Source organism: Oceanobacillus sp. HCA-5259, assembly GCF_037892815.1.
GTDB lineage: Bacteria > Bacillota > Bacilli > Bacillales > Amphibacillaceae > Oceanobacillus > Oceanobacillus indicireducens.
The window spans coordinates 1-14,180 of record NZ_JBBKBV010000036.1; the positions used below are offsets into that span (position 1 = coordinate 1).

Consider the following 14,180-nt stretch of genomic DNA (forward strand, 5'->3'; position numbering starts at 1 on the left):
ATATGTTATTTTTTAAAACTGTATTTTTTCATTTCTTCTATATGCTTCATCTTGTTATCCCAACAAGCCTGACTTAAATCGACTGGATATTCTTCCGGATTTAAGGAACGCTTGTATTCTTCCCATAATAGATTCAATTGTTCCTTGGAGTAAGATTGAATCTCTTGGAGTGGTGGGTTTTCATACATAAGTATACCATCCACAAAAATATCCTCATGTAAATCCTTTGCGATGAAATTGGTAACAAAACTTCCAATATACGTATGTACGGGATGGAACATATGAAGTTTAGATTCTTTTTCAGGTTGTTCGTAATTTAAGGCGATATAATCCCCTTCTGATTTATTTGTAAATTTATTAATGATGCGGTATACCTTTTTTAGTCCCGGTGTCGTAACCTTTTCAGGACTGGAAGAAAGCTTGATCCGATCAGTCATTTCGCCATTTTCATCTTCCATAGCTACCATCTTATATACGGCTCCCAAGGCTGGCTGGTCAAAAGCAGTAATCACTTTCGTTCCGATACCCCATGCGTCGATTTGCGCTCCTTGTGCGTTTAAATTCATAATGGTATATTCATCTAGATCATTTGAAGCGATGATTTTGGTATCTACAAACCCTGCTTCATCTAATAATTTTCTTGCTTCTTTGGAGAGATAGGCTAAATCTCCACTGTCTAATCGAATCGCTTCAAAATTTATATTATCGCCAAGCTCTTTCGCAACTTTGATTGCCGTTGGAACACCGGACTTTAACGTATCATAAGTATCCACTAGGAAAACACAATTCTTGTGGGATTTTGCATATTTGTGGAAAGCAATATATTCATCTTCATATGCCTGAACATACGAATGGGCATGCGTTCCAGATATAGGAATACCGAAGCGCTTGCCTGCTCGAACATTGCTTGTGCTAGAGAAGCCACTGATAAAAGCTGCTCTCGTACCCCATAATGCAGCATCAAATTCATGCGCGCGTCTCGTACCGAATTCCGATGCCGGCTTGTCCCCTGCAACTTGCATAATTCGGGAGGCCTTCGTTGCAATAAGCGTTTGGTAATTAACGATATTCAACAGAGCCGTTTCAATTAGTTGCGCCTCGATTAACGGGGCTTCGACTTGAAGAATTGGTTCATTATTAAATATAACCTCGCCCTCCTTCATTGCACGGACATTTCCTGTAAAGCGCACGGTTCGTAAATAGTCAATAAATTCTTGCTTGTAGCCTAACTCCTTTAAATAATCCAGATCACTTTCGGAAAAATGAAAGGTCTGTAGATAATCGATGATTCGCTCTAACCCAGCAAATATTGCATATCCATTCCCAAATGGCAACTTCCTGAAATACAAATCAAATACAGCTTTTTTATGATGAATATTATCTTCCCAATAAGCTTTTGCCATATTAATTTGGTATAGGTCCGTATGAAGGGCAAGACTATCATCACTGTAATTGTTCATAATAATTTCCTCCTAAGCTGACTAAGGATGCTTGGACACCCGTACTATAAATAAACTTTACACCTACTCATTTGTTTTTTCACCTTTTTTGCAATATATCTTTTGCAAAGTCAACAAGTTCATGCACTTCTTTTGTCCGTAAGAAATTTGTATCCAGGCGAGCGGGATGTGCTCATTTTGCTTAGCGCGTCATCTTTAAGATATATCATAGCATGATACCCATTTTTATATCCTCGCTTTCAAAAAGACGATCTTCCGGAAATCCTGCTTATCAAAATGATCATATACCTTCGATGTAACGACAAAGAAGTCTTTATTTTTTATCTTAGCTTCAATCTGTGTAAAAAAAGAAAAAGCCGGAATAAAGTTCTATTAACTTTATCCCGGCTTATATCATATCTAGAACATTTTCTCCATCTCGTTTCATATTCATATCTAACATCCTTTTACTGTTTTATTCCTTATGAAAAGGTATGAATCAATTTCAGTATAACCTATGTTACCATGTTTTTAAATTTATCATCATTTTACAAAGCGGTCTCTTCCAGCTATGATGAATACAGAATTCAGGCAGGGAGGACGTAAGATGAATACAATCATGGATGCCATTGGAATAGAGATAGTTGAAATAACAAAGGAAAAAGTGACAGCGACAATGCCTGTACATGGACCAACACGCCAGCCTTATGGACTGCTGCATGGAGGAGCGTCAGTTGTTCTTGCGGAGACCGTGGCCAGTGTAGGAAGCATGAATCTAGTAGATGCTGAAACGGAAGCAGCAGTGGGGCTTGAGATTAATGCGAACCATATCCGCAGTGTGCGGGATGGTAACGTAACTGCAGTTGGAAAACCGCTCCATATCGGAAGGACAACCCATATATGGGAAGTTAAAATTACGGATGAAGCAACAGGCAAGCTTGTCTGTGTATCCCGTTGTACAATCGCAGTCATTCAGAAATAAGCATTTATAATTATGATGGTGAAGAAAGAATGAGTAGACAGAACAGGAAACTAGGGTTTTTCTTTGTTATTATCGGTGCAACATTTTGGGGAGTCGGTGGTACGGTTTCCCAAAAACTTTTTCAAGATTTCCAAATTGAAGTAGATTGGCTTGTTACCGTCCGATTGCTTGTTTCTGGAATCTTATTATTAACGATTCAATATCTCACAAGGGATAAGAAACAAGTATTCGATGTTTGGAAAAATAAGCGGAATGCGTTCCAGCTTCTTATATTCGGACTTTTTGGTATGCTTGCGGTCCAATATACGTATATGGCTTCGATAAATCACGGAAACGCGGCTGTTGCTACCCTATTACAATATCAAGCGCCAATTATGATTATCGCCTATTTATTGGTACGGAGACAGATGAAGTTAAGAAGAATTGATTTTGTAACTGTCTTCCTTTCTTTGAGCGGCTGTTTCTTTTTACTGACGAATGGATCGTTATCAGGATTATCTGTCCCCGCACCGGCAGTCATGTGGGGAATTCTGTCAGGGGTCGCTTTCGCTTTTTACACATTATATGCTGCTTCCCTCCTCGCCTATTTCGATTCCCTCGTTATTGTCGGCTGGGCGATGGTCATTGGAGGCTTCACGTTAAGCTTTATCCATCCACCATGGCAAATGGATTTCGCGGCGCTCCCACTAGAAGGGTATCTTTATTTATTTTTCGTCGTGATTTTTGGAACGATGATTGCTTTTTGGTTTTTCATCGAGAGTTTACATAGTCTTTCACCAAAGGAAACGAGTTTAATAGGTAGCTTAGAGCCGCTCGCCGCAGTTTTAACGACTGTATTTTGGCTGAAAGAGCCATTCGGATCGTTTCAATGGCTTGGCACAGCTTGTGTGATTGCGATGATTGTCTTTATGGCTTTAGCAGATAGTGAGAAAGCTGAGATTGAATGAGGAAGAGACATTCAGGAGTATGGCCTGGATGTCTTTTTATGCTTTTTTACTTTTGACATTTCCTTTAAAATACTCTATAGTTTCCTTCGTTAACTATTACCCTAGGTAACTAATTTTCGCAGGAGGAGGTTAAAACTTGGAAGGATTCTTTCAGCGTTATTTAAGCTTATATCGCCCGCTCATTAGCAAATTGAATGAACTATTAAGCGATCATGGACTTTCCTATTCCTTATGGCAAGTTATCTTTTACTTAAATAATAACGGGTCCTCTACATTAGTTGAGATTGCGAACTACTATAATGTGGAGAAACCAACAATCACAAGGAGAGTTCACCGCTTGGAAGAAATGCAAATTATAAAACCAATTCCGAGTGAAGACAGAAGAGAGAAGATTATTCAATTAACGGATTTGGGTAAAGAGATTTATCGAACATGCAGAATAAAAATAACGGATTTAGAAAATCATGTCATGGAAGGTATCACGAAGGAAGAGCAACTAGCTGCTTATCATATCTTCCCTAAATTACAAGAGAATATTAGAAAGGATAATGAACGTGAGTAAACCGAAACTATGGACAAAGGATTTCATCATTACTGCCATGATTAACTTTTTCCTGACGATGGTCTTTTACTTATTAATTGTCATCATGGCGGTCTACGCTTCTAACGAATATCAAGCTTCCACAAGCCTTGCTGGGCTCGTAACTGGAATCTTTATTATCGGCACGCTGATCGGAAGACTATTAGCTGGGCGAAATATTGAGTTGATCGGCCGGCGGAAAACATTATTTATTGGCCTAATTCTTTTTACGATTATGAGTATTTTTTATCTTTTTAGTGCGAGTATCTATTCGCTATTAATTGTGCGACTGTTGCATGGATTTACACTTGGAATAGCGAGTACAGCAGCTGGAACAATTGTTGCTGACCTGATTCCGGCATCTCGAAAAGCTGAAGGGATCGGCTATTACAGTATGAGTGCAACTTTGGCTGCAGCTATTGGTCCATTCTTTGGGCTTTATCTAAGTCAAAACACGAGCTATTCGATTATTTTTGGTTTCTGTTTACTATTGGGGGTTATTAGTTTAATTACAGCATTTCTAATCAATGTGCCAAAAGTAGACTTTTCAATAGAAGAGTTAGAGGAGAAAGGATTTAAAATCTCTAATTTTATCGAACCAAGGGCGATGTCTATTGCAATTATTGTTCTCGTGCTAGGTCTTTGCTATTCGAGTGTGCTTTCTTATATTAACTTTTATGCCGCAGAAAAAAACCTCGTTGAAGTGGCGAGTTTCTTCTTTCTCGTCTACTCTGTGGCAATCTTACTATCACGCCCTTTCACTGGCCGCTTAATGGATTTGAAAGGAGCAAACTATGTCATGTATCCAGCTTTTGTGATTTTTACAGCTGGAATGCTGCTTCTAAGTACAGCAAGTGGCGGGATGACTCTATTATTGTCTGGATTTCTGATTGGTCTTGGGTTTGGGAATATCCAGTCCTGCTCACAGGCTATCGCAGTTAAGCTGACCCCGCCTCACCGATTAGGACTCGCTACATCAACCTATTTTATTGCGCTTGATGCAGGGCTTGGGTTCGGCCCTTATCTGCTCGGATTCATTATACCTTTAATAGGTTACAGTTCCCTTTACGGTATTTTAGGTTTTGTAGTATTAGCTTCAACCGTGCTTTATTTCTTCTTGTATGGTAGAAAAGAGAAGCAAATGCTAAGAATAACATAACAAAAATCCGAACAATCTAAGGTAGAAGTTCCTCCTAGATTGTTCGGATTTTCCTATCTAACAAACGATTCTTTTATCGCGCATTAACGGTCTGTAATACCCCCACTGAATGAAGTTTCACTTTATAAGTCGTCAAACCCGTTCAAATCACTTACTTTTGTATAGGCACGTGACTTTTGCTCAAAGAAGTCTGTCTTCGTTCCATCAAAGTTATCTACATATGCGCGAATCCATTTCATCGGATTATCGAAGTAACCATCATATATCTCACTTAAGCCCAACATACGTAACATCTTATTCGCTCGATATTTAATATAGCCTTCCATTTCATCTAAATCAATTCCATCAACATGAGCTAATACATATCTGGACCAATTAATCTCTTGTTCCACCGAATGACGGAACGCATCATATACCCACTCATTGAACGCTTCCGTATTATACTCCGGATTCTCAGCTAGTGTTGCGCGGAACAATTCGCCAATATATCTTCCGTGCTCGAGCTCGTCCCGATTAATATAGCTGATCATCGTACTAGTTCCTACCATTTTATTATTTCGTGCTAAGTTATAAAAGAAGGCAAATCCGGAATAGAAAAACATTCCCTCCAGCAGAGAAGTATAGACCATGACTTTTAATATGTTTTTGATTGTCGGATTCTCTGCAAATTCATTATAAACTTTGATAATCCGTTCGTTCCGTTTTAGGAGAACTGGATCTGTCCGGCCTAACTCGAATGACTTATTCTGTTCATCCAACGACACGACAGATGATAAAACATACGAGTAGCTCTCATTATGCACAGCCTCTTGCTGCGAAATTACAGCCATAATGGATTGTACGGATGGATCGGTTGCGTATAAAGATAATAACAAGGCCGTCCGTGTCTGTGGTGCATCTAACGTAGACAGTAATCCGATAATCTTCAAATAGGCATCCTGTTCATCCTTCGTCAACTCGGGAAACTGCCTAATATCGGAAGACATATTGATTTCATCCGCTTGCCAGTAGTTTCCTAGTAACTTTTTGTAAATCTGATACCAATGGGGATATGCAATATCATTCCAATTTAAAATACCACTGGACTTCCCCCCAAAAATCCCTGTTGATTTATTAGGGTTTTTTGGTTCTAACGTTCTAGCTTTTTTTAAAACTACAGTCATATTTGTATTCCCTGCCTCTTTTAATTTTCTATTCTTACTCACTCTATACGCCTACTGTCACCCAGCTCTTCTGCTCTTTTTCTTTTCTTACACTTTCTACAATTCCATCTACCCAATTGGAAACTTTTATCTCCTGGCTTCCCCTTGGGGACTGTTCTATTTTCAAACCTTCCCATGGACTATTGTAAAATCTAGCTAGTTTCGTAACTGCAAGACAGAACATCTCTTCCCCGCCAAATTGGGTTTCGCCTGAGCCAAACACGGCAATATTATCCGGCTTATAGCCGACATCCGCTACAAAGTCTTTTACTTCAGCCGGGGTACTACCCAGATCCCATGTAAACGTCCCTAACATGACGATATCGTAATTACTTAACTCAGGAAAATAGGCACCCATACCAATTTCATATAATTCAGGTTGATAACCGTGATGATTTAATCGATCCTGGATCATCTCCGCTATTTCCTCGGTATTGCCACTAAAACTATGATAAGCAATGAGTATGTTCATTTATTTCACTCCTGTTTATAACGTACGATTAATCCCTTTGTCATCGATTCCTTTGGGCAGAGATATGGGAAAGTAAAAACTTTCCCATATCCATTATTGACACCACTCACATTCTTCAATATCTGTAGAAGAAGAGCGTACATAGTAAGTTGTTTTCAGTCCGCTCTTCCAAGCCTGTAGATGCAAGTCTAGTAAAACAGAAGCCCGGATCGTGTTCGGCACATACATGTTAAATGAAATCCCTTGGTCTACGTGTTTCTGGCGCATTGCATTCTGTTTCACCGACCAGCGCTGGTCAACAATATAAGCGGAACGTCTGTAGATATGGTAATTATTGTGGTCCATATCTGGTGCCGTTACAGGCATTTTAAAGTCTTTCTTCTCTTCATGATAGAAAGGTTTAAACACTGGGTCGATTCCTGCAGTAGAGCCGGCAATAATCGAAGTAGACGCATTCGGTGCAACAGCCATTACATAACCATTGCGGATTCCGGTTTCTTTCACCCGCTCCTTCAATGCCATCCACTCTTCGGAATCATCGTACCCTCTGTTATCAAAGTACTCTCCTGTACTCCATTTACTTCCTTCAAATACTTGATAGCTGCCTTTTTCTTCCGCTAAATCTGCTGATGCAGAAATCGCTAAGTAGGCGATTTTTTCATAAATTGCATCGGTATATTCTACAGCTTGCTCTGATTCCCACTCAATTCCTTCTTTTGCAAGCAGATGGTGGAATCCAAATGTACCTAGACCAATCGCTCTATACTTTTGGTTCGTGAGCGTTGCTTGTAATAATGGCAACGTATTGATATCAATGACATTATCAAGCATGCGAACTTGAATTTTGATGAGGCGTTCCAATACATTATCTGGTACAGCCTTTCCTAAGTTGACGGAGCTCAGGTTACAAACAACAAAATCACCAGGCTTGTATTTTTTCACAACGGCATTTTCTTCCGTGAGATATTGCTGGACAAACTCTGTCGGGGATTGGTTTTGCGTAATCTCCGTACATAAATTCGTGCAATAAATCATCCCAGTATGAGAGTTCGCATTCCGGCGGTTCACTTCATCTCGGTAAAACATGAATGGTGCCCCTGTTTCAAGCTGGGACCGCATGATTCTCTTCATAATTTCAATTGCAGGTACTTTCTTTTTCGAATCTAAATTAGCGTTAATGCATGCTTGATATTTCTTGCGCCATTCTCCATCACCTTTCTTCTCATCGTAGAAATCTTCTAGAGAGAAGCCCATCACCTCACGAACTTCATGAGGGTCAAATAAATACCAGTCTCCTCTGTTCTCCACTTGTTCCATAAATAAGTCTGGCATACTTACCCCTGTGTAGATATCATGGGCTCGTAATCTTTCGTCCCCATTATTTAGCTTCAAATCAAGAAATTCCTCAATATCGCGATGCCATACATCTAAATAAACCGAAATTGCACCTTTTCTAGTACCAAGCTGATCAACACTTACCGCCGTGTTATTTAACTGTTTAATCCATGGTACAACCCCACTAGACATCCCTTTAAATCCTCTAATTGAACTGCCCCTCGCTCGGACTTTACCCATGTAAACCCCAATTCCACCGCCATTTTTCGACAGTTGGGCAACATCGCTATTACTATCATAAATGCCTTCTAAACTATCATTTACCGTATCGATAAAACAACTCGACAATTGCCCGTGACTCTTCCCTGCATTAGCCAATGTTGGTGTCGCAACCGTCATATATAAATTACTCAGCGCCCAGTATGCTTCTAGAACGTGCTTCGTGCGACCCTCAGCTGGTTCTTCTTGCATAAGATGCATCGCAATAACCATCCAGCGCTCTTGTGGCAATTCATAGATATTCTTTTCATGATCCATTGCAAGATAACGAGTTGCCAATGTATAAATGCCAGGGTACGTAAATAATAAATCCCTTTCCTGTTCAAGTGACTCACCAAAATAATCAATTTCCCCTTTCGTGTAGCTTGAAAGAAGATTAGTAGAATAAATTCCTTTATCGGTCAATTGCTTTAATAAATCGTAGAAGGGACCATACGAAAGAGAAGCGTCATAACCCCTATTTTCTGCAGCCTTTTGATAGAGTTCATGCAAATAAATTCGTGTAGCAAAATAAGTCCAGTCTGGTGATACTTCGTCTATATTTTCAAGGGCATGGTTAATTAGAGCATCATAAAATTCATCCCTCATTTGGTCAGAATTCCAGAGTCCTTCCACTTTTTCTTTATATTTTTCGGTTTGAATATTTAATCCCTTGGCCCATTCATCAATTAATTCAATCCCTTTAGAACTTTTAGTTTGACTCATTGTTTGCATTTTATTTCCTCCCTTTATGTAAACACATTAAAAAAACCGTTCATTTTCGGGATGAACGGCAGGAAAAAACGACAAAATGCATAAAAAAATACACACTTCTTATCGTTTTACCTTTCTTACACCCCGAAGAAACAAAACTTGCAAGTTATGGCAGGTCTCCTGGCTTGTGCTTCTTCCTACTATAGCCCTTCCCATATCGTCACCTAACAGCAAGCGATATAGTGGTTTACTAATTCGTCCACACGTACAGTTGCGGGGGCAGCTCCAGCTTTTAACTGGATTCCCTTTTAAACAGTTATCTTGTCACCATTACTTATATACTACATTTAGTATTAAATTGCCTTGTCAAGCACTATATATTGAATTCTATCATAGAGTATACCCGTTTTCAACAATTAATAACTTACGAAAAGGTTCCGTTAGCTGAAGGAAAATTTACTCAAATGTTACAGACCGTTAATACGTGCTAAATTTAAATATTAAATTTCCTTATGCGATATTGAAGGCTCTGTCTGCTTATACCAAGAATCTTTGCAGTTTGTGTTATATTATAGTTATTTTCTAAAAGTTTTCGTTTAATATATTCCTTTTCCAACTGTTCCATTCTAACTCGCAGCTTTCTCGAATGAAAATCGATTATAGGGGGACTATCCTTGCTGTTTCTATCATTGTCTCTCTTATATTTATTATGGTTTCGAAAACGAGTGGGTAAATGATGAACTTGAATTTCCTTTTCTTCAACTACTAGATTCATCGCACCTTCAATAGTATGCTCTAACTCTCTTACATTCCCTGGCCAGTCGTGTTCATAGAGTAATTCTTTTGCTTCCGCACTAACATTCTTTATATTCATTTGAAAAAGTGTATTGTATTTATTAATAAATTCCGTCGTTAAAGGCATAATATCTACTTTTCTTTCACGCAAGGGGGGGATGAATAAAGTTACGACACTCAAACGATAAAATAAATCTTTCCTTATTCGATTTTCCATAATCATATCGGCCGGGTCTTCATTAATCGTTGCGATAATACGAACGTCCACCTTTTTATCCTTTGTATCCCCTATTCTTCTTACTGTTCTTTCTTGCAGCACTCTCAAGAGTTTTGCTTGAAGGGAAGCGTCTAAAGAATTAATCTCGTCAAGTAACAAAGTTCCACCATCTGCTTGTTCAAATAGACCGGGTGAATCTATCGCATCCGTGAAGGCCCCTTTCTTTGTACCAAATAATAAACTCTCCATTAAACTTTCGGGTATTGCTGCACAATTCTGGGCGACAAAAGGAGCAGATGACCTTGCACTACCATTATGGATACTTTGCGCAAATAATTCCTTACCAGTTCCTGTTTCGCCAACAATAAGAACAGATGAAGTTGTTCGAGTTGCTAGTTTTGCATCTTCAATTACCGTAGCAAATTCTTCACTATCTCCAATAATTTGATCAAATGTAAATTTGGTGTTTTTCCTCTGTAACACATTTTCCTTAATAACTTGTTCTAATTGAGTGATATCTTTTGCTATCTCGACTGCCTCAGTAATCTTTCCATCTTTTATAATTGGAAAAGTATCATTAATTGTCGTGATTTCTTTTCCAATATTATTAAAGTAAGTTTGTTTAATCCCTCTAGTTTCTTTCCCGGTTGTTAATGTATGGACAAGTGTACTATGCTGATTTTCCTTAAATGAAAAAACTTCTAATACATCCTTATCCAATACGTCAGCTGCTTCCATTGATTCAATTTCCATCATTTTTTTGTTATAAATAATTGTTTTCCCTTGATTATTAATTACGTGGATACCAACATTCACTTCATCCAGCAACTGTTCATATAGTTTATTTCTATGCTTTAGTGCTTGCAGATCCATTACATCATTTCCCATGAAAGTGTTCCCTCCCTATTATCAGCTTAATGGAAATATACTGTAATAGCAAAATAATTTTGCACGGTTATGCGCTTTTTAAAAATAACGCAAATTTATTTTGCATCTCTTTTTATTAAAACCTTGATAAGTCAACACTTAAATAGTTGGCATGATTTTTGCTATTTATACAAGCAAGCGAAATTTTATAAGGAGAGTGGATTCTATGTTAACACCGTATAAGCACGAACCATTTACAGACTTCTCAATAGAGAGCAATCGCAAAAGATTGGAATCTGAGTTAGAAAAAATTGAAAGAAAACTCGGGGGAACTTATGACCTCTTAATAGATGGAGAAAAAGTACTTACTGAAGAAAAGATCACTTCTATTAATCCGGGGAAAAAAGAAGAAATAATTGGATACGTTGCCAAGGCGAATCAGGAACATGCTGAAAAAGCTGTGCAAGCAGCGAATCAAGCTTTCCAAACTTGGAGATATACGAATGCAATTGACCGGGCGAATATTTTAATACGGACTGCAGCAATTATCCGTCGCAGAAAGAGTGAATTTACAGCTTTACTGATTAAAGAGGCTGGAAAACCATGGAACGAAGCCGATGCTGATATTGCAGAGGGTATTGACTTTATGGAGTATTATGCCCGACAAATGATTGAATTAGATAAAGGAAAAGAAATAAATAGTAGACCAGGGGAATACAATCGGTACCTCTATACCCCTTCAGGCGTTGCAGTGACCATTCCGCCATGGAACTTTGCTTTTGCCATTATGGTAGGTACAACGGTAGCACCACTTGTTACAGGCAATACAGTCATACTTAAACCTGCAAGTGCAACCCCTGTAATTGCTGCAGAATTTGTAGATGTTTTATTGGAAGCAGGCATACCAGATGGCGTCATCAACTTCCTACCAGGCAGTGGTTCAGAAGTTGGAGATTATCTTGTGGATCATCCAAAAACAGCGCTAATAACCTTTACAGGTTCACGTGAAGTTGGAACTCGCTTATATGAACGTGCCGCAGCGGTTAATGAGAACCAATTTCACTTAAAACGTACAATTGTAGAGATGGGTGGAAAAGATACAGTTGTAGTCGATAATGAAGCAGACATTGATATTGCTGTCGACGCCATTGTAACTTCTGCATTTGGATTTTCAGGGCAAAAGTGCTCTGCTGGATCTCGCGCAGTCGTTCATGAAGATGTCTATGATGAAGTACTAGAAAGGGTAGTAAAACGCACGAAAGAGCTAACTGTTGGTGAAACTACCACACCCGACGTTAATATGGGACCTGTTATCGATCAAGCTGCCTTCAACAAGATTATGAATTATATCGAAATCGGTAAAGCAGAAGGCAAACTAATGACTGGTGGCGAGGGGGACGACTCCAAAGGTTATTTTATTCAGCCAACCATTTTTGCTAATTTAGATGTAGAAGCACGTATCATGCAGGAGGAAATCTTTGGCCCTGTTGTTGCATTTGCAAAGGCAAAAGACTTTGATCATGCACTGGAAATTGCCAATAACTCTGAATATGGATTAACAGGAGCGGTAATTACAAATAATCGTGAAAAAATAAATAAAGCTTCTAGAGAATTTCATGTCGGTAATTTATACTTCAACCGTAATTGTACGGGGGCAATTGTTGGTTACCACCCGTTTGGCGGATTTAAAATGTCTGGTACGGATTCAAAAGCGGGAGGTCCAGATTATTTGGCACTCCATATGTTAGCGAAAACAATTTCTGAATCATACTAATATAGAACAGTGCAAGGAGCATCATAGTTCCTTGCACTACTCTAAAGGAGGAGTACGGATGACTTTAACGCAAACAACCGAAGAAATTATTGAATTAACCGAGCATTATGGTGCACATAACTATCATCCACTACCGATTGTAATTTCGGAAGCAGAAGGGGTCTGGGTAAAGGACCCGGAAGGCAATAAATACATGGACATGCTTAGTGCTTATTCAGCAGTCAACCAAGGACATCGGCACCCCAAAATTATTAAAGCACTTAAAGAGCAAGCCGATAAAGTAACTTTGACATCCCGCGCTTTTCATAATGATTTGCTAGGTCCCTTGACAAAACGAATTTCAAAATTAACTGGTAAAGATAAAGTATTACCAATGAATACAGGAGTAGAAGCAGTAGAAACTGCGATAAAAGCTGCTCGCCGATGGGCTTATGAAATAAAAGGAGTAGAGGATAATCAGGCAGAGATCATTGCTGCAAAAGGGAACTTTCACGGACGAACAATAAATGCAGTTTCTTTATCTAATGATCCTACTGCAAGAAAGAATTACGGCCCATTTATCCCAAATATTAAGCGAGTAGACTTCGGTGACATAGATGCTGTCAAGCGTTCGATTACAGAAAATACTGCCGCTATTATTGTAGAGCCTATTCAAGGGGAAGCCGGAATCATCATTCCCCCCGAAGGCTATCTCAAAGGAATTCGTGAAATATGTACGGAGAATAATGTGTTATTCATTGCCGATGAGGTGCAAACAGGCTTGGCACGCACTGGAAAAATGTTTGCATGTGACTGGGAAGATGTTGTACCAGATATCTATGTATTGGGTAAGGCCCTTGGGGGTGGAGTATTTCCAGTATCCGCTATCGCTGCGGATAAAGAAATAATGGATGTCTTTACACCTGGATCACACGGTTCGACTTTCGGTGGAAATCCACTAGCATGTGCAGTTTCTTTAGCTGCCCTTGATGTAATAGAAAAAGAGGATCTTGTGACAAGATCACTGGAGCTTGGTGAATACTTCGAAAAAGAATTGCGTAAAATGAACATCCCCGAACTGAAAGCAATTCGAGCTCGCGGACTATTCATCGGTATGGAGTTCGATCATCCTGTTCGCAAATATTGTGAGGAATTAAAAGAAGAAGGCGTATTATGTAAAGAAACTCATGAGAATACAATCCGACTTGCACCACCATTAACGATAACAAAAGCAGAACTTGACTGGGCTATTGAAAAAATTAATAACGTATTATCATCATAAAAATAGATAATCTATCATCCTATTTGTACAATCGCTGTATCTTTATCAGGCTTGAACGGCGATTGTATTTTTTTATCTTATCCATTTAACTGCTATAAAGCTTTATTTTATAATCTTCTCTGCTGCTAATAACAATCTAAAGTGGTATATTATAGGGTATTAAAGTTAGAAGAATCAG

General features: G+C 38.8%; 11 protein-coding genes and 1 riboswitch. Of the genes, 6 read left to right on the forward strand and 5 right to left on the reverse strand.

Annotated features, from left to right (window positions below):
• Positions 1-5 precede the first annotated feature (5 nt).
• Positions 6-1,460 carry a nicotinate phosphoribosyltransferase gene (locus WKU33_RS15590; protein WP_340455446.1) on the reverse strand — a complete coding sequence of 485 codons (1,455 nt, stop codon included), beginning with the start codon at positions 1,458-1,460 and terminating at the stop codon, positions 6-8.
• A gap of 586 nt (positions 1,461-2,046) precedes the next feature.
• Here WKU33_RS15590 and WKU33_RS15595 point away from each other — a divergent pair.
• From WKU33_RS15595 to WKU33_RS15610, 4 genes are all read left to right on the forward strand, one after another.
• A complete protein-coding gene (locus WKU33_RS15595; RefSeq protein WP_340455448.1) occupies positions 2,047-2,421 on the forward strand; it encodes a PaaI family thioesterase in 375 nt (124 codons plus the stop codon).
• Between the two features lie 29 nt (positions 2,422-2,450).
• A complete protein-coding gene (locus WKU33_RS15600; RefSeq protein ID WP_340455450.1) occupies positions 2,451-3,368 on the forward strand; it encodes an EamA family transporter in 918 nt (305 codons plus the stop codon).
• A 136-nt stretch (positions 3,369-3,504) separates the two neighbouring features.
• Positions 3,505-3,930, forward strand: coding sequence for a MarR family winged helix-turn-helix transcriptional regulator (locus WKU33_RS15605; protein ID WP_340455452.1), 426 nt, complete (start codon positions 3,505-3,507; stop codon positions 3,928-3,930).
• A complete protein-coding gene (locus WKU33_RS15610) occupies positions 3,917-5,107 on the forward strand; it encodes an MFS transporter (RefSeq protein ID WP_188858289.1) in 1,191 nt (396 codons plus the stop codon). Before WKU33_RS15605 ends, WKU33_RS15610 begins: the two co-directional genes overlap by 14 nt.
• A gap of 122 nt (positions 5,108-5,229) precedes the next feature.
• Here WKU33_RS15610 and WKU33_RS15615 read toward each other — a convergent pair whose 3' ends face one another.
• From WKU33_RS15615 to WKU33_RS15630, 4 genes are all read right to left on the reverse strand, one after another.
• Complete coding sequence (locus WKU33_RS15615) at positions 5,230-6,270, reverse strand: ribonucleotide-diphosphate reductase subunit beta (RefSeq protein WP_188858337.1); 1,041 nt, start codon at positions 6,268-6,270, stop codon at positions 5,230-5,232.
• Between the two features lie 43 nt (positions 6,271-6,313).
• On the reverse strand, positions 6,314-6,781 hold the full coding sequence (locus tag WKU33_RS15620) for a flavodoxin (protein WP_340455454.1): 468 nt from the start codon (positions 6,779-6,781) through the stop codon (positions 6,314-6,316).
• Between the two features lie 93 nt (positions 6,782-6,874).
• Positions 6,875-9,109: a ribonucleoside-diphosphate reductase subunit alpha gene (locus WKU33_RS15625; protein ID WP_340455456.1), complete on the reverse strand. Its 2,235-nt coding sequence runs from the start codon at positions 9,107-9,109 to the stop codon at positions 6,875-6,877.
• 132 nt (positions 9,110-9,241) lie between these two features.
• Positions 9,242-9,435, reverse strand: a riboswitch (cobalamin riboswitch).
• Between the two features lie 146 nt (positions 9,436-9,581).
• Positions 9,582-10,988, reverse strand: coding sequence for a sigma-54 interaction domain-containing protein (locus tag WKU33_RS15630; RefSeq protein WP_340455458.1), 1,407 nt, complete (start codon positions 10,986-10,988; stop codon positions 9,582-9,584).
• A 205-nt stretch (positions 10,989-11,193) separates the two neighbouring features.
• On the opposite strand from WKU33_RS15630, the gene pruA reads away from it, so the two are divergent.
• Both pruA and WKU33_RS15640 read left to right on the forward strand, forming a co-directional pair.
• Positions 11,194-12,741 (forward strand): L-glutamate gamma-semialdehyde dehydrogenase, encoded by a 1,548-nt coding sequence (gene pruA, locus WKU33_RS15635; RefSeq protein WP_188858286.1) that lies wholly within the window; start codon positions 11,194-11,196, stop codon positions 12,739-12,741.
• A 58-nt stretch (positions 12,742-12,799) separates the two neighbouring features.
• A complete protein-coding gene (locus WKU33_RS15640; protein WP_340455461.1) occupies positions 12,800-14,002 on the forward strand; it encodes an ornithine--oxo-acid transaminase in 1,203 nt (400 codons plus the stop codon).
• Positions 14,003-14,180: the final 178 nt, after the last annotated feature.

Bases quoted from the DNA above. Each gene is read 5' to 3' on its own strand.
- WKU33_RS15590 (WP_340455446.1), bottom strand. From the start codon at position 1,460: ATGAACAATTACAGTGATGATAGTCTTGCCCTTCATACGGACCTATAC.
- WKU33_RS15595 (WP_340455448.1), top strand. From the start codon at position 2,047: ATGAATACAATCATGGATGCCATTGGAATAGAGATAGTTGAAATAACA.
- WKU33_RS15600 (WP_340455450.1), top strand. From the start codon at position 2,451: ATGAGTAGACAGAACAGGAAACTAGGGTTTTTCTTTGTTATTATCGGT.
- WKU33_RS15610 (WP_188858289.1), top strand. From the start codon at position 3,917: ATGAACGTGAGTAAACCGAAACTATGGACAAAGGATTTCATCATTACT.
- WKU33_RS15615 (WP_188858337.1), bottom strand. From the start codon at position 6,270: ATGACTGTAGTTTTAAAAAAAGCTAGAACGTTAGAACCAAAAAACCCT.
- WKU33_RS15620 (WP_340455454.1), bottom strand. From the start codon at position 6,781: ATGAACATACTCATTGCTTATCATAGTTTTAGTGGCAATACCGAGGAA.
- WKU33_RS15625 (WP_340455456.1), bottom strand. From the start codon at position 9,109: ATGCAAACAATGAGTCAAACTAAAAGTTCTAAAGGGATTGAATTAATT.
- WKU33_RS15630 (WP_340455458.1), bottom strand. From the start codon at position 10,988: ATGGGAAATGATGTAATGGATCTGCAAGCACTAAAGCATAGAAATAAA.
- pruA (WP_188858286.1), top strand. From the start codon at position 11,194: ATGTTAACACCGTATAAGCACGAACCATTTACAGACTTCTCAATAGAG.
- WKU33_RS15640 (WP_340455461.1), top strand. From the start codon at position 12,800: ATGACTTTAACGCAAACAACCGAAGAAATTATTGAATTAACCGAGCAT.